The organism is Halorubrum sp. BV1, assembly GCF_000746205.1.
In the GTDB taxonomy this organism is placed as follows: Archaea; Halobacteriota; Halobacteria; order Halobacteriales; family Haloferacaceae; genus Halorubrum.
Window position 1 is genome coordinate 633,298 of record NZ_JQKV01000002.1, and the last position, 25,929, is coordinate 659,226.

Here is a 25,929-nt window from a genome sequence, read left to right on the forward strand (position 1 = left end):
TATCTCGACACAGAGGGCGGTCAAATAACCAACAGATGGCCGCTGTGTCACTCGGTTGTAGACGTTCAATTATCAACAATCTTTATATGGCGCTGGTTTAATTGACGAATGTATGCGAAGTAGTAACAGGCGGAAAATCCTAAAGTCGACCGGCGCAGCAATCACAACTATCTCACTTGCGGGGTGTAGTGGAAACGGAGGAGGCGACGGCGGCGACGGCGGCAGCAGCGACGGCGGCAGCGGCGACGGCGGTACCACCGGCGACGCCGGAAGCGGAGGCGGGGAGAACTCTCTCGACAAGATCGGGATGTCCGCCTACGTCCGTGGCGGATCGTGGATCACGGCCTACATCGAGGCGGCTGAGTTCTATGCCGAGGACCAGGGCATCGAACTCGACGTTCGACCGAACCAACAGAGCGCCCAAAAGCAGGTCTCGGACATCCGCGAGTTCGCCAACGGCGACCACGACGCCATCCTCGTCGGGGTCTGGCAGACCGGCGCGGCAGAGGGGGCGATTAACCAGGCGATCGAGGGCGGTACTCCGGTGTTCGCGACGAACGCCGACACCGCCAGTTCGGAGATCCCACTGTACGTCGGATTCAGTAACTACGATGGCGGCGCGAGTTCGGGCGAACAGATGCTCAACGCCCTCGAAGAGCAGTACCCCGACAAGGACACATGGCGCGTGCTGAACATCCGCGGCCCCCAGGGGAACCAGTCGGCCAATCAGCGTTCACAAGGGTTCGTCGACGTGATGGCCGAGGAGGATCGCGTCGAACTCGTCCAGACGCTTAACGGGGAGTTCGCTCGCGACGTTGCCCAGTCGACCGTCCAAGAGTTCATCCAAGCGAACGGTCGCGTCGACGGTATCTACTCCGGGAACCTCTCGATGGGGCTGGGCGTCGTCGGGGCGCTGCGTAACCTCGATATGCTGGTCGAACGAGGCGAAGACGGGCACATCTGCCTGACCCAGATGGACGGCAGCCCTGAGGTGAATCCGCTGGTCGGCGAGGGGATGATCGACGCGGCGGTCGACCAGCCGAACTACTTCTATAACCCGATCGCGATGTACTACATGCGGGAGTACGTCGAGAGCGGGATGGACGACAGCGTCATCCCGGAGGTGGGGTCGGAAGTCACGTCCGATCAGCTGTCTATCGAGCCCGGCCAGCACAAGGACGTTGAACTGTGGTCGGAGCCCATCTGGGAGCCGGGAGTCATGCGCGAACAGAACGGCCACCCGTGGTTCCGGACCAACAGCGTTGTCATCACGCAGGACAACTTCGACCAGCCGTTCCTCTGGGGCAACGTCTGGGGCTAACGCTAGGATGGCAACAGAACAAGGGTTTTTTGAACGGACGTTCGGGGACCGCGACGACGCACTGCTGACGCTGCTGGACAACATGATCTGGCCGATTCTGGGCATCGTCCTGATCGGGGTCTTGGCGTTCGTCCCACAGACGTTCAGGTCGGCCCAGCTGATCTTGTGGGGCGCTGTCCCGATCGGGTTGCTGGTGTTGGCCGAGAGCCTCTGTCTCCTGTCGGGACACTTCGACCTCTCGATCGGGTCGATAGCCGGCTTCTCGGCGATGTTCACCGGGATGATCCTCGGAACCTGTCCGAGTTGCTGGGCGCTGACGACAAGCCCGTGGATCGGCTTCGCGATCATCCTCCTCGTCGGGTCGCTTATCGGCCTCGTCAACGGTGTGATGATCGCGAAGGTCGGGTTGAATCCGTTCTTGCAGACGCTGGCGTTCCTCATCATCTTCGAGGGCGCGAAGACGGCGATGCAGACCCAGCCAGTCACCGGGCTTCCGTCCCTGTACACGCAAGTCGGGTCGACGCCGTGGTTCGCCATCGGGGTCATGCTGGTTGCGTTCCTGATCGCCGGGCTCGTGTTGCGGTACACCTCGTTCGGGCAGGCCGTCTACGCGCTCGGGAGTTCCGAGCACTCCGCCCGTGAGGTTGGGATCGACACCGAACGTCTCATCATCATTATTTACACCATCAGCGGTATTCTGTCGGCGCTCGCCGGGCTGATGTTGACCGGCTTCGTCGGCGTCGTCCCGCCGCTGATCGGCGAAGGACTGGTGTTCCAAGCGTTCGCCGGCGCGGTCATCGGCGGTATCAGTCTCTTCGGCGGCCGCGGGAAGATCACCGGCGCCCTCGGTGGCGTCATCCTCATTCAAGTCATCCAGTCGGCGCTAAACAACAGCCCGGTCATCGGCGCGACACAGATTCAGATGATAAACGGAATCGTCCTGTTGACGGCGATCCTCCTGTACAGCACCCAGAGTAAGCTTCGCGCTCGCATTCTCGCGAGTGGTTCGGTATGAGCGTCGAAGACGAGGCCACGACGGAACAGCAGCAGGCAGGGAGCGTCGACGCCGATACGGCCGGGACGCCGAAGCTCCGAGTGGAAAACCTCACCAAGCAGTTCGGTCGTATCGTCGCCGTCGAGGACGTCTCACTCGACATCCGTCCCTCGGAGGTGTTCGCGCTCGTCGGTGACAACGGTGCCGGCAAGTCGACGCTGATGAACATGCTCAGCGGCGTCCACGAACCGACGGAGGGACAGATCTACAAGGACGGCCAACCGATGAGCTTCGGCAACCCGTCCGACGCCCGCAACAACGGCATCGAGACCGTCTACCAGGACCTCGCGTTGATGGACGACCTCGACATCGCGACGAATATCTTCATGGGCCAGTTCCCTCGGGCTGGCTTTGGTCCACTGAAGGTCATCGATTGGGACGAGACCTACGAGCGGGCCGAACGGATCATGATGGACCGGCTCGGCCGAGACTTAGACATCAAAACCGAGGTGGAGTTCCTCTCGGGCGGCCAGCGACAGCTCGTCGCAATCGGTCGGTCGCTCGCGTTCGATCCTGACGTCATCATTCTCGATGAGCCCACGAGCGCGCTGTCGGTCGACGCGACCCGGCTCGTCCAGGACACCATCGACACACTGGCCGACCAAGGGATCACGATCGTTATCGTCAGCCACAACATCGAGTCGGTGCTGACACACGCCGACCGCATCGGCGTCCTGTTCCGGGGCTCGCTCGTCGATATCAAACAGCCGGAGGAGACCGACTTAGAGGAGTTGAACGAGCTAATGACGACCGGGACGGTGGCGAGCGGTCGTCTCGACGACTAACGAGGACCGCTGCCTGCGTCCGCGGTTCTCGGCTTTTGCCCTGCTGTCCTCGGCTCCCGTGAACGGAAAGTGCCGCGACCCGCGGGACGCACGGAACCACCCCTCGGTTTTTCAACCCCACCGGCCGTGAGTGGTGGTATGAGCACGCCCGAACGAGTCGTCGACATCGAATGTGAGACCGGTGAGGGGCCGCTGTGGCATCCCGACGACGAACGGCTCTACTGGTGTGACATCCCGAAAGGGCGGATCTATCGCTACGATCCGGCGGTCGACGACTACGAGTGCGTCTATCGGGACGACAACGAGCGGATCGGCGGCTTCACCATCCAGCGGGACGGGTCGCTGTTGCTGTTCCAAGAGGCGGGTGCGGTCCGGCGGCTCTCTCGGGGTGACTGGACGGCTGAAACCGTCCTCGATCCGGACCCCGACCGGTTTCACGAGCGGTTCAACGATGTCACCGCGGACCCGGAGGGGCGGGTTTTCGCCGGCGTCATGCCGGACACCGAGCGCGGACTCCCCGGACAGCTGTACCGGCTGGACACCGACGGGACAGTCACTCTCGTCCGGGAGTCCTGCGTGCTCCCGAACGGGATGGGGTTCACGCCCGACCTGTCGCACCTGTACTTCACCGACACCTGCGAAGTCGACCCGGCGGAACCGGGGTACATCTACCGATACGACTACGACCGCGCGAGCGGGAGACTGTCCGACCCGGAGGTGTTCGTCGACGCGAGCGACATCGACGGGTACCCCGACGGGATGACGGTCGACAGCGAGGGGCACGTCTGGTCGGCGTTCTGGGACGGGAGCGCTATCCACCGGTTCGCGCCCGACGGGACCCACGAGCGGACCATCTCGTTTGACGCTCGGAAGGTGTCGTCGCTGACCTTCGCCGGCGACGACTACGACTCGGCGTACGTGACGACGGCGTGCGTCGACACCCGCGAAACCGAAGGCGCGGGCGCGGGAAGCCTCTACCGCGTGGATCTCGGTGTGACCGGTCGGCCCGAGTTCCGCTCCGCGATCGACCTCTGACCGGCGTTAACCCTCGGCTTGGACCTGTTCTCGCAGTCCGCGCATGTATCCGATGGCGAACAGGCGCCCGTTCGTGTGGTAGCCGGGGTTGGAGTTGTCCTCGCCGGCCATCGTCGGGACGTGGTCGGGTCGCATCGGGACGTCGTCGCCGACGTGGCGTTCGTAGGCTCGCATCGCGGCGAGCATGTCGGTCGGTCCGTCGTCGTGCCACGTCTCGACGAAGCTGTCGGCGTCGCCCTCGATGTCACGGAAGTGAACGAAGTTGATTCGGTCGCCGAACCGCGCTATCGTCTCTGGAATGTCCGCCCCCATCGCGGCGAAGTTACCCTGACAGAACGTGATACCGTTGTATTCGCTGTCGTAGATGTCCAGCACGCGGTCGTAGTTCTCGACGCTCGTAACGATACGAGGGATGTCACGCAGCGACGCTCGGGGCGGGTCGTCGGGGTGGAGGCCGAGTTTCACCCCCGCCTCCTCCGCGACGGGGACGACCTCCTGCAGGAAGTGTTCTAACCCCTCCCAGAGGTCCTCGTGTGTGGCGTCGGGGAGCGTCTCGGGACCACCGTGGGTCTTGGTGATATCGAACTCGGTGACGGAGGAACCACCGCGGGCCTCGACGTGGGCCGCAGTCCGCGCCCAACGGACGCCCGCCATCCAGTCGTAGCAGACCACCGGGATACCGACCTCCCCGCAGTTCCGGAGGAACCGTTTGAAGACCGCGATATCTTCGTCCCGGCCCTCACGGCCGAGGCGGACGCGATCCGAGATGGGAACGCTTCCCTCTAGGACGGAGAAGTTCAATCCGACGTCGGACAGCCAGTTCGAGAGCCCCTGCAGGTCGTCGTAGGTCCACTGCGTCCGACCGTCGCCGATCTCGAGCGGGTGGATGACGGCGTCTGTGACACCCATCTGTCGGGCGAGGTGCCAGCGTTCGTCCGGTTCGTGTGGCAGTATGAGTGCGGGCGAAACCATATGTTCCGGTCGTGTGCGGACCACTAATACCCACCGCCGTCGCCGCCGTAACGCTGATTTGTCCGCCCCGAGACGATTGGCGTATGGCAGATACCGAGCGCGCCGTCTACGTCCAGCGACTCGACCCCGACCAGCGCGAGGCGTACGTCGAAGCCCACGACGACGTCCCCGAGGGAGTGACTGACGCGATGGAACGTGGGGGAGTCGAAACGTTCGAACTGTACGTCCGCGACGATATCGCGGTCTGTATCCTAGAATGTGCAGATCTCGATGCCTATCTCGAGGCCGTCGACGGCGACGAGGCCGTCGCCGACTGGGAGCGGTACACCAGCCGATTCAAACAGTCGGGCGTCGACGCCGATGCCGACCCGAAAGACGGCATCCCGTTCATGGAGCGGGTCTGGCGGTTCGACCCCGACGCCGAATGAGACACGGCGGGTCGCGAGGCGGCCCCGTCAGTGTCCCCAGAGGTTCCCGTCGGGGTCGTACCGCGCATCCATGATGCGGTCCCACTGGGCGTCCGAGAGGTCGATATCGGTCGCCGCGACGTTCTCGTCGAGTTGGTCGACCGTACGGGCCCCGACGATAGGGATACAGGTGATCTCGTCCCAGTCCATCAGCCAGCGCAGGGATACCTGTGCGGGCGTGGCGTCGACCTCCGTCGCGACAGTCCGGATCTCATCGAGCACGTGCCAGCCCCGCTCGGAGAGGTAGTAGTCGTCGAAGAAGTCGTCGAAGCTCCCCCGAGACCCGTCGGGAGCCTCGACCGCTTCCGGGTCGTCCGGATCAGCGCGTTCGTACTTCCCAGTGAGGAAGCCACCCGCAAGCGGTGAGTACGGACAGACCGCGATGTCTTGGTCGGCACAGACATCGAGGTACTCTTTCACGTCGTCGTAGTAGCCGGCGTGGTGAAGCGGCTGTGTCACCTCGAACTGTTCGAGGCCCTCCGTATCGGACTTCCAGAGGGCCTTGGTCAGTTGCCAGGCCGCCATAGTGGAGGCACCGAGGTAGTGGACTTTCCCCTCGCGCACGAGGTCGTTTAGTGTCCGCAGGGTCTCCTCGATGTCGCTGTTCTCGTCCCAACGGTGAATGTAGTACAGGTCCAGATAGTCGGTCCCGAGGCGATCCAACGTCCCTTCGACCTGAGCGCGGATGTGCTTGCGGCCCAGTCCGGAATCGTTCGGACCGGGCTCACCCCACCCGTCGAACGGGAAGTACACCTTCGAGGCGATGACGAAGTCCGTCCGGTCGTGGTCCGCAAGCCACTCTCCGATGTACTCCTCGCTGGTCCCGTGTGGTGAGCCGTAGACGTTCGCCGTGTCGATGAAGTTGACACCGCGATCCCAGGCCGCGTCCAGCAGTTCGTGGGCCTCCTCTCGCCCAGTCTCGACCACGCCGTTTGTCTCCTTGCCGAAGCGCCACGTCCCGAGACAGAGCTCCGAGACGCGAGTCCCCGTACTGCCGAGCTGTCGATAGTCCATCGTATCACCGGTGCGAACGGCGCTGTAAAACTGTTTCGCCGAACTGTCACAGCCCGCTGTGTGCGAGCCAGCCACCGTCGACCGGGAGGTTCACACCGGTGATGAACGCCGCCTCGTCGCTGGCGAGGAACACGGCGGCGTCGCCGACATCTTCAGGTTTCCCGAACCGGGGCAAAAGCGTATGTTCTTCGGCCTTGGCGACGTCCTCGTCGGTGTTGATGTCCTGCAGCGGCGTCTCGATGTATCCGGGATTGATACAGTTGACTCGGACGCCGTCCTCGCCCAGTTCTATCGCTAAGTCCCGGGTCATGTTGACGACGCCGCCTTTCGCCGCCGCGTACGGTGGCCCCCCGCCGCCTTCGAAGCCTCGCACGGAGCCGATGTTGATTATCTGTCCGCGGCGTTCGACGAGGTGCGGGACCGCGAACTTGGCGCAGTAGAACGCCCCGCTCAGGTCGATGTCGATGGACCGCTGCCACTCCTCGATGGTCGTCGACTGCGAATCCCCGACGATCTGGATGCCGGCGTTGTTGACGAGGACGTCGATGCCGCCGTACGTATCGACCGCACTCTCGATCATCGCGGCGACGCTGTCGGGATCGCCGACGTCAGTTTCGACGTACGTGGCCTCGCCGGGCGTTTCCTCGGTGATAACGACGTCCGTCGGGGTGGTCACGTCGCTGTCGTATCGGGCACCCTGCTTCGGCTCCCGCTGGATGTCGGCTACAACGACGTTCGCGCCCTCGTCGCCGAATCGTCGTGCGATGCCGCGTCCGATGCCACTCGCCGCGCCGGTGACGACGACCGTTCGATCGGTGTGTCGCGTTCTGGACATGGTGTGCGGTTTCTCGGTCGTCAGTCTCGCTCGGCGACGACGGGATTCGTCAGTGTCCCAATGCCTTCGATTTCGACGTCGACCGAATCACCCGGTTCGAGCAGCTCCGGCGGGTCGCGGAAGATGCCGACTCCGCCGGGGGTCCCCGTCGAAATAACATCGCCCGGGCGAAGCGTCGTAATTCCGCTGATGTAGGAGACGACCGATTCGACGCCGAAAATGAACTCCTCGGTGTTCGACGACTGCATCGTCTCGCCGTTGACGCGGCAGGCCACGTCTAGGCTCTCCGGGTCGAGTCGTTCGTCGGGGACCAGCGTCGGCCCCATCGGTGCGAAGGTGTCGTAACTCTTCCCACGGAAGAACTGGCCGTCGTCGAACTGTGCGTCCCGTCCGCTCACGTCGTTGATCGCGGTGTAGCCGGCGATGTAGTCGCGCGCATCTGCGGTCGAGACGTCCTTTGCGGTTCGGCCGATGACCACGCCGAGCTCGACTTCGAAGTCGACCTCGTCAAGTTCGGCGGGGTGGACGATCGGATCGCCGGGATTGGTGACCGCGGTTCCCGACTTCCCGAACAGGAGGGGGCGTTCGGGTACGTCCTCGTCCTGCTCTTCCGCGTGGTCGTGGTAGTTCAGTCCCACGCAGATGATCTTGCCCGGCCGTGGAACCGGGGCGAGGAGATTCGCTTCCGACACGGGGACGGCTTGTGCGGCCATCGCATCGGCGGCGTCTTCCACGACTCGGAGGAAGCCCTCGTCGGTCAACTGTTGGTACGTGACCGTTTCTCTGAGTCCCGCCAGTGGAATGATCTCCGCGTCGCGGCGGATACCCCATGCTGGTGAACCGCTGGTCGTGTATCTGACGAACTGCATCACCGGCTACTGTCGAGCGCTTCTAGGTAACTGTTGTGGTCACTTGCTATCATGGATCGCTGCTCCGGTGAACTCCGCACTCGTTAGTGAGTGTTCGTAGCTGTGCTGAAACGAGAGTATTTCACAATGTATGTCTACTCGTGTAGTGCGTTGTGCATGATTCCACCAGACAACGGGAAAGTGCAACCACGCTTCCGCAATCGACGAACCGAGATGATCAGGAGTATTTGAAATAATATACTTTCCTTATCTTATAATTTTTGTTATATGTATGGCTGGCTTTCTGAATTCGGATCTCTGATGCAGTAACTGCAGGTTTCACAGCAGCGACCGCCGATCACATCGTCTGCGTTATCGACGAGAGACAGAGCGTTTTCGATCTCGTGTTTCCCGGCTGATGCAGTGAACGATTCTCATGTGATCGGAGCCATACGTGGCGAAACCAGCGTATTTCGGAGTGTATCTGCTCGTCTTCGAAACGACTGCGGCGTACAGCCAACACTGCTCGTCGGTGGTTCGGATCGCGTTCGTGTTGACCGCAACGCGATCTGACCCTCACCATCTGCTGGCTATCGCTCGGTCTTTTGCATCTACGTGCGAACGGAAACACGACGTGGGTCGATAGCCAATTAATCAAAAGTAATAATTGTATTTGAATTTGTCACGATAACACGGTGGGTAGGTATCGATCGGTGAGTCAGCGACCGCTCTGATCGGACTCGGAAACGGCGCGGTCGCGAGACGTGGCCGGTTACACCACTTGCTCAGGCCGATGGCGCGTGCGGAAGGTGCATCCGGACGATCGTTCCGGTCGGTTCGTTCGCCTCGAACGACAGCGTCCCATCCGACGCATCGACCACCCATTTGATGAACCACAGGCCGACGCCCTGCCCGTGGGTGAGCGAGTCCTCATCGGCCCGCTCAAGCGCCTTGAGTTCGATCGCGGGAATTCCCGGTCCCGTGTCAGCGATCTCGACGGTGACCCGGTCGGCCGCCGCGCGGACGCGGATGCGCACTGTCAGCTCGGAGTCGGGGGCGTGGACCAACGCGTTATGGAGCGCTTCGATGATGGCCGACCCGATAAGTGGGTGCGCTACGACGGGGGCGGCGTCTGGCGTCTCAAGCGTCACTCGGTCGGGCGTGGAGAGCACGGCGTCCGAAATAAGAGACGCCCGGATGAAGACGGCAACGTCGACGGTTGTCGTCTCGGAGCCGAACAGCCTCTCCGAATCGAGCTGAATCAGCTTTTCAGTGTGGGTTCGGAGCCGATCAAGGGCCGCTGTTGATCGGCGGTACCAGTCGCGACTCTGGTCGCTTGTGAGGTCCATCTCGACGAACTCCAGTCCGCCGAGCGCGACGTTCAACTCGTTGCGGACGTTGTGCCGTAACACCCGATTGAGCACGCGAAGCCGTTGATTGAGCTGTCTGGTCTGTCGGTACTCTGATTCGAGTGACTGCTGATAGAAAGCCAGCGAATCGAACCCGAAGCCGATCGGGACCCCCACGATTGCCCCGGCACTCATCGCGGCAGTGAACGCGAACAGCCAATCGAAGGTCGACTGCAGTTTGTCAGCCTCTAATAACAGCACCATAGCGACCGTTCCCGTCGCAGTCGCCATTAACAGAACGGCCATCAGCGTGCCAGCCGCCTGTTTCTCTGCCGGCCGGGCCGCGAGGGTCGTCCAATAGCCACACACCGCGAGAAACGCCGCCGTGACCCCTGGAACGATCGTCTGCAGGATATCACTCAACGGGGCTCCCAGAGCTGGCAGCTGGATCGCAGCAAGCACGCCAAATACGAGTGACAGGCCATACAGGACGACCGGCGGCGGAGCTGGAATCAACGTGTAGCCGGACACGAACTCCTCCAACAGCGATTGGGCGAAGCGCCCCCGACGCGTCACGAATGTCCTCGACAGGCTCGACCGACGGAGCGATTGCTCGGGTCCATCAGTCGATCCGTCTGTGTCCATATCACCATATCAAATTCCAACCGGTTATATCGGTCCCGTCTGGTTTTTATACCCAGTGGGCGATGTCGCGTGCTGATTCGTCGAGGACAACGACTCAAGTCGCTTTGGGAAGTCGCAGAGTGAACACTGCTCCTTCTGTATCGGCATTCCGTACCGCGATATCGCCGCCATATTGTTCAACGATCATCTGAACGAGATACAGTCCGACCCCGGTCCCACTACTCTCGATACTTTGCTCTCCTTTCCCGAAAATTGTCTCTTGCCGACTCTCTGGGATGCCCGGACCGTTGTCTCTAATGGCAATTTCCACGTTGTCGGCGTGTTCTTCAGCCAGTACCTCGACAACGGGCCGGTCTTTGTCGTTGTGCTGGACAGCGTTATTCAACAGGTTTCGAAACACCGATGACAGCATCTCGTTGGCCTGCACTTCGACACACGGAATCGATCCGACGGTGTGGATGTCTGCATCCGGATAGGACTCTTGTCGGAGAGTGATCTCAGTGTCCAGAACTGACCGTACTGGTGTGGGCTTGATTTCAACCGTTTCTTCGCTCGTAATCGTCTCCACATAATCACGAGCGATTTCTGTAAGTTCGACAATGTGTTTACCACTCGTGAGAATCTTTGTGAGGTGATCCGAGCCGGTATCGTCGACGTGCTCTTCGAGGAATTCGGCCCAGCCGAGAATCACTGCCATGTCGTTGCGAATGTCGTGACGAACAACGCGATTCAACATCTCGAGTTCCTCATTGGCCTGTCGCAATTTCTGCTCGTGTCTCTTCTGATCGGTAACATCGACGAACGAGGACATCATGGCGATCGGTTCGCCGGCATCATTTTCCACGTAGCTGGCCGAACAGTACGCGGTAAACGTCGTTTCGTCTTGGCGGACGGCATGGAGTTCTCCTTTCCAGCTCCCGGTTTCTCGAATCGTGGTGACGACGTCTGCGGCGGCCTCCGGATCACTCCAGAACTCGGTGACTGATCTCCCACGGACGGTTTCGTGATCATCGTACCCCCACATCTCACAGAATGCAGGATTCACCGACTGTAATTCGCCGTCCAGACTGGCAATTGCAATCCCACTGAGGGCTGAATTACAGGCGTACTCATAGATCTGGAGCTGCTCTTCGCGCGCTTTCCGCTCGGTGATATCTCGGTTGATCGCAACGAAACCCTCTATATCCCCATCCGCAGTCTGGATCGGTGCAATCGTCTGGTCAAGAATGATCCGCTGGCCGTCCTTCCGTTCATCGACCATTTCGTGTTTCCAATTCTCTCCTGCAAGAATAGTCTCCCAAAGGGTAGCATAGAACGTCTCGTCGTACGTTCCCGAACTGAGAATAGCAGGAGTGTCACCGATCGTCTCTTCGGCAGTGTACCCCGTAATCACCTCAAATGCTGGATTGACATATTCGATTGTCCCGTCGGTGTCAGTAATGTAGATGGCGTGAGCGGCCTGCTCAACGGCCTCACTGAATTGCCGGAGTTCTCGCTCCCGCTGTTTGCGTTCAGTGATGTCATGCAACACGCCCCGAACGAGCGTGGTGTCTCCGTGTTCGTCGGTGTTCACTTCCCCCAGAGCACGGACGTCCCGAACGGTACCGTCAGGGCGAACGATACGCAGTTCACGATCGTACGGTTCCCCCTGTTCAACCGCTCGATTCACAACGTCTTTGATCTCGTCGCGGTCGTCCGGGTGGTAGAACTCGAGTGCCTCCTCCCAAGTCGGCTCGTACGCCTCCTCCACGTCGTGTATCTGGTGGATACCAACGGACCAGCTGAGAGACGCCGTCTGTAGATCGTACTCCCAGATACCGATGTCAGCGATATCCTGAACGCGACGAAAGAGGATATCGGTATCAGTATCCGGAGTAGACATATCTATGTAAAGGCAGAGCACACAGATAAGGATGGTGAAGGGCTGAACCCTCGAATTGGACGAGCTAACGGCAAAGACGCGATTATAGTACAGTCTCGGTGCGACCAACGAATCGTTCGATCAGCCTGTCAAACCAAGGACGTACTTCGTTGGTGCGTGCCGTAATTGTCAGTTCGATGTTAGTATCTAGGACTGATCGTCAGGCTGTGTCGGTTCTCGATCCTCACCTCCGTCTGTCGCGCTGACCGCCTGTGTCGCACTTGGTGTGCCGGCTGTTGCCGTGTCAACTGTTGTCGTAGTATCGAGTTCGAACTTTGCAACCTGCTTGCGGAGCGTCTCCGACGCCGTCGAGAGCTGCTCCGCGGTTGACGCGTCCGAGAGGGCCGATAGATGTTCGGCCGTTTCTGCCACCTCCGACAGGGACGATGTTTGCTCTTCCGTAGCCGCCGAAACCGTACTCGCCTCGCTCGCGGTTTGATCGCTCACGCTCGCTACTTCTTCGACTGTCGATACGACCTCCTCGGTCGAAGCGGCCTGATCGTCGGTCGCACTGCTGATCTCCTGGACGCCCGACTCGGCTTCGTCGACTGCCTGTGCGATCTCGTCGAACATCTCGATCGCGTCCTCGATCGTTTCCGCACCGCGATCGACGCGTTCCGTCATCTCTTCCATCCCCGCAACCGTCTCGCTCGTCGTCGATTGGATGTCTTGGATTTGGGTTTCGATTTCGGTCGTTGCCTCGTCCACCTCCTCGGCAAGTGTTTTGATTTCGTCTGCGACGACGGCGAATCCTTCGCCAGCTTCACCGGCGCGGGCCGCCTCAATCGAGGCGTTCAGCGCAAGTAGGTTCGTCTGCTCGGCGATGTCCGTGATGAGGTCGACGATCTCGTTTATTTCGGTGATTTTGTCATCGAGCGCTTTGACCTGCGCCGCAGCTTCAGTCGCCTGTGATTCGATCGCGGCGATCTCGTCAGTAGCCTCGGAGGCCGCCGCTTGCCCTTCGAGACCGCGTTCGACGGCGTTCTGTGCGGTCATACTCACCTCTTCAGCCGAGGAGGCGACCTCCTCGACGGCCGCCGACAGATCGCTCATCTCGTTGGCCACACGTTGGAGGTCGTCACTCTGTTCGGTGGCTCCGGCGCTGATTTCTTGAACCGATCGTGCGACGTCCTCGCTCGCCTGCTGAAGTTCATCGACGGACGTCGCGACCTCGTCACTCGCGTCGTCAAGTTTGGCCGCGGTTGTTGCCGTCTCCTCGCTGGCCGCTGCGACCTCGTCGGTGGTTCGCTGGACGGCGACGAGACTCTCGTTGAGTTGGCTGATTCCGGCATCGAGTGAGACCAGTATTTGCCCGTAGTAGCCGGGCATGTCCGTGTCGATATCCTGATTGAGCTGCCCGTTTTGGAGGTTCTCGCTGGCCATCCGTATCTCTTCGAATCCGGAGACAACTTGATTCGCACCGTGATCCAAATTGGCCATGATCTCGCCGTACAGCCCCGGGAAGTCCGTCTTCCGCTCACGGGTTCGAAGTCCGTCGTCGCCGGTTGCCAGATCTGCACTGAACGTATCGACTTCGTCGAACACCGCGTTGAGGTTCGCCTGCATCTCCTGGAACGCATCGATCATCCGACCGAGCTCGTCGTTTTCGGGGTGGTCGTCGATATCGGTGTTGAACTCGCCGTTACTGGCGGCGACGGTGGCCTCGGTGAGTTGAGAGACGGGTGAGGTGATCCGCTTTGCGACGAACAATCCGATCACGAGCGCGACGACAAACGCACCGATCGTGAGTCCGATTACCCTCATCTGTGCCGTTTGAGTCGTGCTATCAGCAATCGCTACTTGGGATTCCAGGTTAGCTTGTGCCGATTCCTCGATTGCGTGTGCCTGTCCCTCCATCTGGGTTCTCAATGACGCCATTTCGCCGGCCGTCTGGGTCGCTAGTTCGGTGTCCCCCTCTTGGCGTGCTTCAAAGAACTCGCTTCCGAGCGTATTGTACTCCTCATGTTGAGACATGAGCGTTGAGAACCGCTCTTCCTGTTGTGGGCTCAACTCCGCTTCTTGGAGATGTTGTGCCTCTTCGTTGAACTGTTGACGAGCTTCTTCGAACTGTTGGTGTGCGTTTTCGTCACCAAGTTGGGCGGCCTGTATCGCCCCATGCTGCTGTTCGATGGCAACAATCATCTCCGCGCTCGCGTCCATTTTCTGTCCATCTTCCGCGATGATGTGTGCTTCCTCGTCAACGGCGGCGACCGAGGTGTAGCCGATGGCCCCGGTAACGGCGACTAAAACAGCGACAATGACGAAGGCGAGTATGATTTTCGGTCGGAGATCGATACTCCGTAAGCGCGCCTTGTCAAGCATACCCAATATCTGCGAACAGACACGGATAAAAACTGACACCAAGTTATCACACATGATACCACATACCAAACAACAGGGTCTCGATGGGTGGACTCTGCCCGTGGAAACCGACGGTATTCTCTCCGTGACGAAGACAGACAGAACGTCCCGCCGTTTGGGACAACTCGGCAAGTGAATCGTATCGAACAGTTACTCGGGGCAGCGGATCGCTCGCAACGACAGGTCCTGCGGCGGTTGCAGCGATCAAAGACAGCGCGGTGAGCGACCCTCACGTCTCGAACATGTCGATCCAGGCGAAGTCGATCAGCGATTCAACCGACAGCGGACTCGGAACGCCAACGAAAAGTGGGGAGAGTCACCGTCTGACACGCTGATTTTCCCGTGACTGTCCATGCTGACGGGGCAATCACTATCAACCCCCGGCCGAACAACTACGGAAAGCGATCAGCACCGTCATGACAGATACAAACGCATCTACAACGAAGACGGACGAAGCACCGAATCGCATCTCGACAGGTGTCGCTGGAGTTGACGAGATTCTCCACGGCGGACTCGTTCCCGAACGGAGCTATCTGGTTCGCGGCGAGCCCGGGACAGGAAAGACGATCCTCGGACTACACTATTTGACGAACGGGACCGCCGACGGAGAGACGGCATTATTCATCAACCTCGAAGAAGCTACCGAAGACATCAAGCAGAATGCGGCGCAGTTGGGATTCGACCTTGGCGACATCCACTTCCTCGATTTGAGCCCAAAGTCGGACTTTTTTGCAGGTGATCAAAGTTACGATATCTTCGAGTCGAGTGAGGTCGAGCGCGATCCCATCGTAGAGAAGATCTCTGAGCGAGTGACTGAACTCACTCCCGACCGAGTGTTCGTCGATCCGATCACCCAGATTCGATACCTCTCGACGGATGAGTATCAGTTCCGGAAGCAGGCCCTGTCGTTCATGCGGTTGCTCAGCGAGGAAGGGGCGACAGTTATGTTCACCACGCAGGCGACGGACGATTCCCCAGATGACGATCTGCAGTTCATGAGCGACGGGACGATCGAACTCGGCTACGCATCGACGGGCCGCACGCTTCGCGTCCCGAAGTTCCGCGGCTCGGCCACGATGGACGGCGATCACGCGCTCAATATCACCGATGAGGGACTGCAGATCTATCCGCAACTCACTCCGGGTGAGCACAACCGGGCATTCGTCGACGAGCCGATCTCATCGGGAGTCCCGGAGATGGATGAACTCCTCAACGGGGGACTCGACCGCGGGACAGTCACAGTCATTTCCGGCCCGACCGGTGTGGGGAAGACGACGACCGGGACCCAGTTCATGAAAGAAGCCGCAGGACGCGGCGAACGGTCGGTGATGTATCTCTTCGAGGAATCAGAGACGACGTTCATGCGCCGGTCGGAGGCAGTCAACATTCCCGTCGAGAAAATGCGCGAACGAGGGACGTTGAACGTTGAGGAAATTGAATCACTAACCACCTCGCCACAGGAGTTTGCGAACATGGTCCGGCGGGAAGTCGAAGAGAAAGAAACGGAGATCGTGATGATCGATGGGATCGCGGGGTACAAACTCGCCCTCCGAGGGAACGAGGACGAACTCCTGTCGAACCTCCACGCACTCAATCGATATCTGAAGAACATGGGCGTGACCGTCGTGTTGATCGAGGAGGTTTCAGACATCACGGGAGAGTTTCAGGCCACCGATGTCGGGATCAGCTATCTCGCTGATAACATCGTCTTTCTCCGCCATCTCGAACTGCGTGGAGAAATGCGGAAAGTCATCGGCGTGTTGAAAATGCGGACCAGTGACTTCGAGCGAACGCTCCGCGAGTTCGCGATCACCGAACACGGGATTACGGTCGGCGAACCACTCACGCAACTCCGCGGAATCCTGAGCGGGACGCCAGAATGGGCTGACGACGCCGATCGGCCGGAACGGTGACTGATCAATAATGTGCGCTACAAGCACCGACGAGACCCAACAGACGACCCTTCTTCTGCTGGTCGAGAGCGACCGGAACCGAGAACTGCTGACCGAGCAACTCGAACAAAAGTACAGTGTTCTGACACCCACCGAGACCCAGTTTGAAGACCCGCAATTCGATCTGTGTCTGCTCGATACCCGGTCACTGGGGAAATTCAGGGATGAACTACGCAATATAAAAACGGACACAACTCCGACGTTTTTGCCGTTCCTCTTACTGACTGGAGAGGCATCTCCAGACGAGTTTGGCACTGAAGTCTGGGAGGTTGTCGATGAAGTTATCCAGCGTCCCGTCAGCAAAAGAGAATTGAACTCGCGGATCCAGAACTTGCTGCAGCGACGGCAACTGTCGCTCGAACTCACACGACAGAAAGAACAGAGCGATCGTCGATTCAAATCGCTCTTTCAGTCCACGCCGGACCCCGTTGTTGTCGTGGAACCGGATGGCACCGTCACCGAGGCGAACAACGCTTTCGCGGAGGCGTTTGGGATCGATATCGAAAACCTGGAGGGCCGGCCGATAACCGACTTCGAGTTCACCCCGTCCGAGTCGTTAGAACGCGTTCTGCTGAAGATCGATGACGAGGGCTCGACGACGACAGTTCAGTGGGGACACGATGACGAGAATTCCATGGTTATGGAAGTGAATACGGACGCCATCGCTGGGTTGGGTGATGCCGCCGAGCGGATCGGGATTTTCAGAGACATCACGGCGCGGGCCGAACGCGAACAGGAACTCACAAGACAGAACGAGCGGCTTCAGGAGTTCGCGAGTACGATTGCACACGACCTGCGTAACCCTCTCAGCGTCGCGCGTGGGCGTTTCGAATTAGCACGGAAATCAGGCAATGCGGAGCATTTCGAGGCGGTCGAGCAGGCACACGCGCGAATGGAACAGATGATCGACGAACTCCTCTCACTCGCGGAGCAGGGACAATTGGTACTTGACCCGGATTCAGTCACAATCGCCGAGGTCGTCACCCAAGCGTGGAAGCACGTAGAGACGCCGAGTGCCACCCTCAACTGTGAGGTGGACTCCTCCGTCGAGATACTGGCGGACGAAGGGCGGCTGTTAGAACTCTTCGAGAACCTCTTCCGAAATGCCATTGACCACGGTGGAGCGGACGTCACTGTCACCGTGGGGCTTCTCGACGACAGCGCGGGATTTTACGTTCAAGACGATGGACCAGGGATCTCCGCCGAGATACGGGACGAGGTATTCGAAGCGGGGTATACCGATGATCCGGAAGGCACCGGATTTGGCCTCTCGATAGTGCGACAGATTGTAGACGGGCACGGGTGGGAGATAACTATTTCAGCGGAGACCCAAGACGGAGCGCGATTCGAGATCAGCGATGTCGAACTTAATCGAGGATGAACCGCCTCGAGACGTGACCCCAAGCGGTTCACCATCTCACTCCCCGGGCACCTCGACCGACTCAAAACCGGGGTGGGTCTTGTCGAAAACGTTCACCTCTGCGTAGCGCTCCGCAGCTGTCGTCCCGATTTGTGCTGTGTATCCCTCGATGACGGTAGACTGATCAAAAGCTATCCTCACAGTTGTGCTCGGCTGTCAGCGACACTCCGACATCATTCGGGACGGAACATATTGACGTCCCCTCCCACCTTCAGGGCGGAGAGAATGGCAAACGAGCAGAGAGACGGAGAGACAGTTCCAAGAGGAGAGGCCGCCATCGTAGACCTATGGTTTCGTGGAACGAACGCTTTCGAACTGGAGAGTACCCGTCCCATCCGGACCCCTCACCAGTCGTACGGGAGTACGTTGACGAGACAGCCGACGGACGGGCGCTCGATGTCGCCTGTGGGACGGGCCGTAACGCGGTCTTTCTCGCCGAACGGGGCTACGAAGTCGATGCACTCGACCAGTCTATTGAGGGACTCCGTATCACTGAATCGAACGCCGAAGAGCGTGGCGTCGACGATCGAGTGAATCTGATCCAAGCAGACGCAACGCAGTTCGAGTATCCGGAGGCTCATTACGACGTCGTGACGATCAGTTTTTTCCGAGTGCTCGACCGGCTGAGTGATATCAAGCGGGCACTCCGCCCCGACGGCCTGTTCTTCTACCAGCATCACCTTCGTTCAGCGCCTCCTGCAGGAGTCGGTCCGAGTGCTGATCGGTACCGGTTTGGTGCGAACGAACTCCTCCGGGCGTGCCTCGACCTGACTGTCCTCTATTATGAAGAATCGAGTGAAAAGCGGGACGGAAAACTCTCAGCGACCGTCGAACTCGTCGGTCGCAACAGCCACGGCGACGCTCAGTCGTACCCCGAAACGCGGTGGCGACAAAGCTGAGGGAGACCGGCGAACGCTTTCTGTCGACATCGGACGACCGGCTAGGACGTGAGTCACGGGCGAGACAGCGACGCCGGCGCGGTTGTCGGCGAGTAGCGGTCGAGGACGGACCGACCCTCGAACCGGAGCACGACCGGGACGACGACCGGGCCACACTGTTTCATAGCAATTCAAGGCGGAAACCCACGGCTTACGGAGAATCGAGGAGACCGCCGCGCGCTTCAGCCCGGAGAGGATGTCAACAGTAGGTGCCGAAGTACCGAAAAAACCGGCTTGATCGGCCCTTCGCAACGACGAGGAACGGAACGCAATTGACTCTCACCAGTGCTTCGGCACCGACTGCTTAGGGGCGGGTTGCTGACTCGCCAACGTCAACACCGGCTATCTCGAATCGTGCACCGCCCGTCTTGCTTTCCGCCACAGAGACGGTCCATCCGTGTGCATCAGCTATCTCTTTGACGATAAGCAACCCAAGGCCAGTACTGCCGTGTTTCGTGGTGTGTTCCGGTTCGAATATGCGGTCGCGCTCATCATCGGGGACTCCGGTACCATCGTCCGCAACGTAGAATCCGTCTCGGTCGGGAAGCGCCCCAACTCGAATTGTTACGTCTTCTCCCCCGTGTTTGACCGCGTTTTCAAATAGATTCTCAAGCAGTTGTTGCAGTTGGCTCTCGTCGGCGTAGATCGTTAGCTCTGTCTCGATTTGAAGCGACGCCGATGCCGTCGGAACCGTTTGCCAGCACGCGGTCGCCACCGATGCCATTTCGATGGGTTTGACCTGATCGATTGCTCCACCGCTCCGGGCTAATGTTAACGCGTCATCGATGATCTCCTCCATTCGGCCCAGCGAGGATTGCACCGTCACCAGCGAGTCGTTGTCACAGTCTTCCATGGCGATGGAGAGGCGTCCAGTCGCCACATTAAGCGGATTCTTGAGGTCGTGTGAGACGATGCTGGCGAATCGATCGAGTCGTTCGTTCTCCCGGATTCGAGCCTGTTCCTCATGGATGGTATGGATCGCATGGCCGAACGTTTCTCCGAGTTCAGCGAGCGTATCCTGTTCTCGATCGTTAAACGCATTCAGCCGGTTCGCGTAAATATTCAACACGCCGTAGGTCGTATCTTGATAAACGATCGGAACGGCGAGACTGGACTGAAAGCCGTACTCGATAGCCTCGTCCCGCCACGGTTCGTATTCGGGGTCCTCGCGGATGTTTTGGGTACCGTGCGGTTCGCCTGTCCGAATGGCCTTGGCAGTGGGTCCATGCGCTGTGGCTTCATCATCCACGTTGATCGTAATCGAGTCAAGGTACTCGTCACCGATCCCAGCGGCGACCCGCGGGACAACTTCGCCCGTTGAGGCATTCAGATTGCCAATCCATGCAAAGAGGTACGGCTCCGACTCCGCCAGTGTTTCACAGACGTGTTGTTCGAGACTGGATTGCGTTTCTGCGGTAACGATTCCTCGGTGAATCTCACGCACCGTATCAAGGATTCGTGTCTCGACGTTCAATCGGCGTTCCTGCTGTTTTCGCCCGACGTCGTACATTCCGACTAGAATTCCGAGGCCCACGGATCCGATTATGGTATTTATTATGATATGATTGAAATGGACGAGCATGCTGCCATGCGCTTGCACGTAGATTCCGAGCGACGTCGCAATGCCGACACCAACCGGGATGAAGATCGCCATCCATCCAATAATACGCCACCCATCCTGAATAGGGAAATCGTACCGATACACAACCACACCGGTTGCGATAATGCATAGCGCTATCAGTCCGGGAATGACGGAGCCAAAAAGGAGCGCTTGGACGGGTTCTCCAGACAGGGCGTGCCAGCTAGTGGAATACAGAAAGGAAGCGCCGACTCCGCTGATAAAAGCGGCGTTCAACAGCTTCGTAGTGCTCTTTTGAACCATCTCGGGAGTACCCAGATAACATAAATATCTCGTTAGGCTGAATAATACTTTTCGCTCCGCGCGCACCGGCAAAAGCAGATCTTCGAATCTACCCGCCGCGTGAACGCCATGTCATCGGAACGCATAGAACTCTAAGTGGCTCACGAGACGCAGACTTCCCTCGCGAACGACTCACCGTCCAGTCCGGTGCGGTTCCGTGACCGGTCCGGCAACGCCCGCCAAAGCCATGCACCATTTAGCGCTCGGGCGCGAAGTATCCGTCATCCATGGCACGCGCGAGCGCCGGAGCCCGAATCCACTTCGGTTTCTGTAACCTCAGTCTCTCACACGGGCGCCTGTACGGCGCGCTCGGACTGGGTCTCCGCGAACCGCGCGTCGTCGTCGACGCCGAGCCGAGAGCGGACGTGAGCGTCGCGGTCGCAGACGAGACCGGGGTGCCGGACACCGCGGACGACGCCGCATCCGACACCGCGGCCGACCTTCGCGCGCACGCGACGACGGCGGTCGACTGTCTCGGCGTCGACGGCGCGCGGGTCGTCCTCCGCGAGTCGCTCCCGCGGCACGCCGGGCTCGGGAGCGGCACGCAGCTCGCCGCGGCGACGCTCGCGGCGGTCGCGGCCGCACACGGCGAGCCGGCTCGCGTCCGCGAGCGCGCCCCACTTTTCGGACGGGGTGGGCGCTCCGGCGTCGGCGTCGCGACGTTCGAAGACGGGGGATTCGTCCTCGACGCCGGTCACCCGACCGCGCGGTTCACGACCGACCGGCCGGACGACGGCGAGTGGACGGTACCGCCGGTCGCCGCCCGACACGCCGTGCCGGACGACTGGCGCTTCCTGCTCGTGCGGCCGGACGCCGATCCCGGGCGGAGCGGTGACGGCGAGGACGACGCGATGCGCGCGGCGGTCGAGCGGGCCGAGCCGGGGCTGGCCGACCGGATCGGGGGGATCGTCACGCGGCGCGTGCTCCCCACCGTCGCGACCGGGAACGCCGAGCGGTTCGGTGCCGCGGTCGCGGAGATCGGTCGGCTCAACGGTGCGTGGTACGCCGACGAACAGGGCGGCGTCTACCGCCCGCCGGTCGGCGACGTGGTGGCGTCGCTGTCGGGGGCCGCGAGCGTGTTCGGTGCCGGGCAGTCCTCGTGGGGACCGACCGTCTACGGCGTCACGGACGCGGCCCACGCCGCGGCGGCCGCCGACGCGGGCGAGCGGGCCCTCGACGAGGCGGGCGTCGAGGGGACGGTGTCTGTCGTCCGCGCGGCGACGCGGGGGGCGCGAGTGACGCGCGGGTCGCGACGGATGACCTGCGGCGACGCGACGATAGACGAGCAACAACACTAAGCGGAGCGGCGACTCCATGAGTGACATGACGAGCCTGCCGTTCGGCGTCGCTCGCCTCGACTCGATCCTCGACGGGGGGGCACCGCCGGGGAGCGTCGTGCTTCTCGCCGGCGAGTCGGGAGCCGGAGCGCGGGAGTTCCTCTACACGAGCGCGGCGATGAACTCGCTCGCGCGCGCCGACGAGGAGCTGTTCGATCTGTACTACGGCGACCTCCCCGAGGGGGCGAGGCTCCCCGAGGCGGTGCACTACCTCTCGTTTACCGCCGGCAGGGGGCCGATCACGCGGGAGATGGGGTACACGATGGTCGACGAGATAGTCGACGCCGCGATCGGCGAGATCGCGTTTCGGGACCTTTCTGCGGAGTACTTCCAGCTCAGCCCGATCCCGCGGGACTGGTACGAAGACGAGACGGCGTCGATCACGGATTTGGGGGATCGCGGGGAGTACGAGGACGTCCTCACGGCGTTCGGCGACTACCTGTCCGCGAACGCGGAAGGGAGCCTCGTCTGTATCGACTCCGTGACCGACCTCGTCTCGATGGTCTCCGGCGACACCGAGTGGAGCGACATCGCGACGGTGCTGAAAGGGCTGAAGAAGGCGGCCTACGAATGGGGCGGGCTCATCCTCGTGTTGGTGAACACCGACTCGATAACCGACCGCGAGTTCGGCGCGCTGACCGACGCCGCCGGCGGCACGTTCCAGTTCGCGTGGGAGAGCGGCGGCTCGAAACGCGCCAGAACGATGTTCGTCCGGGAGTTCCGCGGGGTGCTCTCGCGGCTGGAAGCGGAGAACATCGTCCGGTTCGAGACGGAGATACACGACGGCGGCTTCGATATCAGCGACGTGCGGAAGATCAGATGACGCGGCGAGTCTCGATTCCGAGAACGGCGCGGCAGGTTACTTAAGTCTCCCACCACTACGAGCCGTAGATGACGGGGGATTCGCGATGAGCGACCTCGATCCGACCGACGGCGTCGGCGACGAGTCTGACGTCAGCGACGGATCCGGCGTCGGCGACGAGTCGGACGTTGGCGGCTGGTCGGACCCAGAACGGGGCCGCGCGATCACGGCCGCGGCCGACGAGGTCGACGTCGACCGCGAGGAGGCGTTGAAACGCGCCATTGTCGGACTCGCGGAATCCGAGGGGATAGCGGTCCCGGACGCGGACGAGGTGGCGTCGATACGCTCTCGGATCGACGAGCTCGACGCCGACGTCGACGAGAAGGTGGCCGACCTCAGAGAGCGGTTCGTGGAGCTGTATCGCGACCTCGAATCGAAGGCCCCGGCGGACCACGTCCACGAGGAGACGATCGACCGCCTCGATTCGGTCGAAGACGATCTCGATTCGATCGAAGGCGATCTCGATGACGTGACGGCGGAGGTCGGCCGCCACCGAGCCGACCTCGATGCGACCCAAACCGATCTGATCGAAGTGGAGGGCCGCCTCGCGGAGGTGGAAGCGGAGGTCGGCGACCTCGACGTCGACGCGGTCGAGGACAAACTCTCTCGCGTCGCGAGCGCGATCCTCCGCGTTCGCCGACGGCTGGAGACGCTCGAAGACGAGCGAGACGACCGCCAGCGGCTCGACGCGTTGACGACCGTCGCGAACCGCCACGGCATCGAGACCGCGGCGTGTAGCGACTGCGGCGAGACGGTCAGGCTGGGGCTTTTGACGACTCCCGAGTGTCCGCACTGCGGCCGAGCGTTCGTCGACGTCGACCCGCGAACGTGGTTTTTCAGAAGCTCTCGGCTCGTCGTCGCCGATCCGCCGGCGCTCGACGGCGACGTGGACGCGGACGGAGCCGACACCCCAGCGGGGACTGGAGACGACGCGGGGAGAACGGACGGAGGCGGAGCGGAGCCGTGATCGACGACGACGAGACGCCCGACGCAGACGACGCCAGTGATGACGAGATCGAGTTCGACGAGCCCGATCGGGACGGCCCCGGCCCGGCGTTGGGATCCGGCGGGGCGACGGACGCCTTCGATGACGAGGCGATAGGCTCCCCCGATGACGAGGCGACGGATCCGTTCGACGAACTCGGTCCGGCCTCGGAGGATGCGGGCGACACCGGCGACCGCAGGGACCTCGACGACGCGTTCGAACAGATGGAGGTCGGTGACCTCGACGACGAGGACGTCTGGGAGTCACTCGACGAGGATGGCGACGCGATCGGTGCTCCGACGTCCGAGGTCGATCCGGTCGCGGCCGCGCCGAGTCGAGGCGACGCACCCGACGCGGGACACGCCGACCGCACCGTCGATAAGCGTACGTACTGCCAACAGTGTCCACACTTCACCGCGCCGCCCGAGGCCGCCTGTACGCACGAGGGGACGGAGATCGTCGAAGTCGTCGACGTCGACGAGTTCCGCGTTCGCAACTGTCCGGTGGTCTCTAAGGCGGATCGGGCGGCAGAGTCGGCGCGAGACACGTAATTCGGGCGGCCGAGTCGGCTCGCAACACGTAACGGTTATCAGTTACACACGCCAGCGGTGAGATCGCCTTCGGTTTCTGAACACACTCAAGCGCGTTCGGCTCCGAACAGCCCTTGTCCGTGTTCGAACCGGTCACGCAGCGACATCACGAGATCCGATTCGACAGGCAGTCGGTGACCGGTGCGATAGGTGATTCGATTACTGTTGTACCGCTCGTCGTCGCCCTCGCGCTCCTGACTGACGTGTCGCTGCCGCATGTGCTCGTCGCGTTCGGCGTCTTTCAGGTCGTCTGGGGAGTGCGGTACGGGCTGCCCGTTTCCGTCGAGCCGATGAAGGCGCTCGCGGCGCTCGCGATCGCCGGGGCGTTGACGTACGCGGAGCTGGCGCTCGCCGGTCTCGCGCTCGGCGTCCTCTTGCTCGCGATCGGACTCACGGGGACGCTCGCGCGCGTCGAGCGCTGGATCGGCGAGCCCGTGATCCGCGGCGTGCAGTTCGCGGTCGGACTGATCCTCCTCCAGACGGGCGTCGACCTCGCGCTCGGCGACCCCGTCCTCGCGCTCAGCGGCGTGGCGATCGCGGCCGCCGCGGCGCTCGCGGGACACCGAAAGGCGAGCGCGCTTTCGGTGGCGGTCGCCGGTGTCGCCGTCGCGCTCGCCGCCGCTGGGGTCCCGACGCCGCGGCTCCCGGGTGCGCCGCCGCTGCCCGCCCTCGGTGCGGCCGTCACTCGGAGCACGATCGACGGGGTGTTCGCGCAGCTCGCGATGACGATCGGCAACGCCGCGCTGGCGACCTCCCTGCTGTTCGCCGACCTGTTCGACGCCGACGTGACGGCGGACGAGCTATCGACGAGCATGGGCGTGACGAACCTGCTCGCGGTGCCGATGGGGGGGATACCGATGTGTCACGGCTGTGACGGCGTGGCCGGCAAGCACGCGTTCGGCGCGCGAACAGGAGGCGCGAACGTCGTTCTCGGGGCCGGCTACCTCGTCGCCGCCCTCTTTGCGACCCCCGCGCTTCTCGCCGCGTTCCCCGTGGCGATGCTCGGCGCGCTGCTCGCGATCGTCGCCGTCTCGCTCGCGCGCAACGTCACCGACTCCGGAAACCTGGCGCTCTCGGTTGGGATCGGCGTCGTCGCGCTGGCGACGAACCTCGGCGTGGCGTTCCTGCTCGGGGTCGTCATGCACCTCGCGTGGGAGCGCGTCGAGACGGAGCGCGCTGCGTGAGAGATGAGGCGTGCGAGGGGACAGGCTCCGGTGGCGCGCCTCCGAGTGGTCGCCGGCGGCGGCGGCCACGAGGAGCCCGCGAGGGACGCCGCGAGCGCCTAATAACGGCGCGAGCGGCGAGGCTGGGGAGGTG

At 61.5% G+C, this 25,929-nt stretch carries 21 protein-coding genes; 13 read left to right on the forward strand and 8 right to left on the reverse strand.

Translation table 11 applies throughout. The features are described from left to right. Positions 1-112 precede the first annotated feature (112 nt). The 4 genes from EP28_RS07780 to EP28_RS07795 all read left to right on the forward strand — a co-directional run bounded on the left by EP28_RS07780 (position 113) and on the right by EP28_RS07795 (position 4,195). Positions 113-1,321 (forward strand): sugar ABC transporter substrate-binding protein, encoded by a 1,209-nt coding sequence (locus EP28_RS07780; RefSeq protein ID WP_049983418.1) that lies wholly within the window; start codon positions 113-115, stop codon positions 1,319-1,321. Positions 1,322-1,328: 7 nt separating this feature from the next. After that, complete coding sequence (locus tag EP28_RS07785; RefSeq protein WP_049983419.1) at positions 1,329-2,336, forward strand: ABC transporter permease; 1,008 nt, start codon at positions 1,329-1,331, stop codon at positions 2,334-2,336. After that, positions 2,333-3,160 carry an ATP-binding cassette domain-containing protein gene (locus tag EP28_RS07790; RefSeq protein WP_049983420.1) on the forward strand — a complete coding sequence of 276 codons (828 nt, stop codon included), beginning with the start codon at positions 2,333-2,335 and terminating at the stop codon, positions 3,158-3,160. The genes EP28_RS07785 and EP28_RS07790 overlap by 4 nt, the downstream gene beginning before the upstream one ends. A gap of 138 nt (positions 3,161-3,298) precedes the next feature. Beyond that, entirely contained in the window at positions 3,299-4,195 is an 897-nt protein-coding gene (locus EP28_RS07795; RefSeq protein ID WP_049983422.1) for an SMP-30/gluconolactonase/LRE family protein, read from the forward strand. A gap of 6 nt (positions 4,196-4,201) precedes the next feature. On the opposite strand, the gene EP28_RS07800 is transcribed toward EP28_RS07795, so the two are convergent. After that, positions 4,202-5,167 carry a mannonate dehydratase gene (locus EP28_RS07800; protein ID WP_049983423.1) on the reverse strand — a complete coding sequence of 322 codons (966 nt, stop codon included), beginning with the start codon at positions 5,165-5,167 and terminating at the stop codon, positions 4,202-4,204. Positions 5,168-5,250: 83 nt separating this feature from the next. Between EP28_RS07800 and EP28_RS07805 the strand changes: the two genes are divergently transcribed. After that, on the forward strand, positions 5,251-5,595 hold the full coding sequence (locus EP28_RS07805) for an L-rhamnose mutarotase (RefSeq protein WP_049983424.1): 345 nt from the start codon (positions 5,251-5,253) through the stop codon (positions 5,593-5,595). Between the two features lie 27 nt (positions 5,596-5,622). Here EP28_RS07805 and EP28_RS07810 read toward each other — a convergent pair whose 3' ends face one another. From EP28_RS07810 to EP28_RS07835, 6 genes are all read right to left on the reverse strand, one after another. Continuing rightward, positions 5,623-6,648 carry an aldo/keto reductase gene (locus EP28_RS07810; protein ID WP_049983426.1) on the reverse strand — a complete coding sequence of 342 codons (1,026 nt, stop codon included), beginning with the start codon at positions 6,646-6,648 and terminating at the stop codon, positions 5,623-5,625. 46 nt (positions 6,649-6,694) lie between these two features. Further along, on the reverse strand, positions 6,695-7,483 hold the full coding sequence (locus EP28_RS07815) for an SDR family NAD(P)-dependent oxidoreductase (protein ID WP_049983428.1): 789 nt from the start codon (positions 7,481-7,483) through the stop codon (positions 6,695-6,697). 20 nt (positions 7,484-7,503) lie between these two features. Next, entirely contained in the window at positions 7,504-8,352 is an 849-nt protein-coding gene (gene rhcF, locus EP28_RS07820; RefSeq protein WP_049983429.1) for a 2,4-diketo-3-deoxy-L-rhamnonate hydrolase, read from the reverse strand. A 764-nt stretch (positions 8,353-9,116) separates the two neighbouring features. Then, positions 9,117-10,103, reverse strand: coding sequence for a sensor histidine kinase (locus EP28_RS07825; protein ID WP_196219619.1), 987 nt, complete (start codon positions 10,101-10,103; stop codon positions 9,117-9,119). A 316-nt stretch (positions 10,104-10,419) separates the two neighbouring features. Then, positions 10,420-12,207 (reverse strand): PAS domain S-box protein, encoded by a 1,788-nt coding sequence (locus EP28_RS07830; protein WP_049983431.1) that lies wholly within the window; start codon positions 12,205-12,207, stop codon positions 10,420-10,422. Positions 12,208-12,393: 186 nt separating this feature from the next. Beyond that, positions 12,394-14,568 carry a methyl-accepting chemotaxis protein gene (locus EP28_RS07835; protein WP_049983433.1) on the reverse strand — a complete coding sequence of 725 codons (2,175 nt, stop codon included), beginning with the start codon at positions 14,566-14,568 and terminating at the stop codon, positions 12,394-12,396. 455 nt (positions 14,569-15,023) lie between these two features. On the opposite strand from EP28_RS07835, the gene EP28_RS07840 reads away from it, so the two are divergent. The 3 genes from EP28_RS07840 (at position 15,024) to EP28_RS07850 (ending at position 18,878) form a co-directional block, all read left to right on the forward strand. Beyond that, entirely contained in the window at positions 15,024-16,520 is a 1,497-nt protein-coding gene (locus EP28_RS07840) for an ATPase domain-containing protein (RefSeq protein WP_049983435.1), read from the forward strand. A 10-nt stretch (positions 16,521-16,530) separates the two neighbouring features. Next, positions 16,531-17,940: an ATP-binding protein gene (locus EP28_RS07845; RefSeq protein ID WP_049983436.1), complete on the forward strand. Its 1,410-nt coding sequence runs from the start codon at positions 16,531-16,533 to the stop codon at positions 17,938-17,940. Positions 17,941-18,266: 326 nt separating this feature from the next. Then, positions 18,267-18,878, forward strand: coding sequence for a class I SAM-dependent methyltransferase (locus EP28_RS07850; RefSeq protein ID WP_049983437.1), 612 nt, complete (start codon positions 18,267-18,269; stop codon positions 18,876-18,878). 343 nt (positions 18,879-19,221) lie between these two features. Here EP28_RS07850 and EP28_RS14565 read toward each other — a convergent pair whose 3' ends face one another. Next, on the reverse strand, positions 19,222-20,799 hold the full coding sequence (locus EP28_RS14565) for a GAF domain-containing sensor histidine kinase (RefSeq protein WP_049983438.1): 1,578 nt from the start codon (positions 20,797-20,799) through the stop codon (positions 19,222-19,224). Between the two features lie 266 nt (positions 20,800-21,065). Between EP28_RS14565 and EP28_RS07860 the strand changes: the two genes are divergently transcribed. The 5 genes from EP28_RS07860 (at position 21,066) to EP28_RS07880 (ending at position 25,796) form a co-directional block, all read left to right on the forward strand. Next, the gene (locus tag EP28_RS07860) at positions 21,066-22,136 is read left to right on the forward strand and encodes a beta-ribofuranosylaminobenzene 5'-phosphate synthase family protein (protein WP_049983439.1); all 1,071 of its coding nucleotides are present in this window, start codon (positions 21,066-21,068) and stop codon (positions 22,134-22,136) included. Between the two features lie 25 nt (positions 22,137-22,161). Further along, the gene (locus EP28_RS07865) at positions 22,162-22,998 is read left to right on the forward strand and encodes an RAD55 family ATPase (protein WP_049983440.1); all 837 of its coding nucleotides are present in this window, start codon (positions 22,162-22,164) and stop codon (positions 22,996-22,998) included. Positions 22,999-23,083: 85 nt separating this feature from the next. Then, on the forward strand, positions 23,084-24,004 hold the full coding sequence (locus EP28_RS07870) for a hypothetical protein (protein ID WP_049983441.1): 921 nt from the start codon (positions 23,084-23,086) through the stop codon (positions 24,002-24,004). Beyond that, entirely contained in the window at positions 24,001-24,573 is a 573-nt protein-coding gene (locus EP28_RS07875; RefSeq protein ID WP_049983442.1) for a DUF8135 domain-containing protein, read from the forward strand. The genes EP28_RS07870 and EP28_RS07875 overlap by 4 nt, the downstream gene beginning before the upstream one ends. A gap of 119 nt (positions 24,574-24,692) precedes the next feature. Further along, positions 24,693-25,796 carry a putative sulfate/molybdate transporter gene (locus EP28_RS07880; protein ID WP_049983443.1) on the forward strand — a complete coding sequence of 368 codons (1,104 nt, stop codon included), beginning with the start codon at positions 24,693-24,695 and terminating at the stop codon, positions 25,794-25,796. The last annotated feature ends 133 nt before the right edge of the window (positions 25,797-25,929 follow it).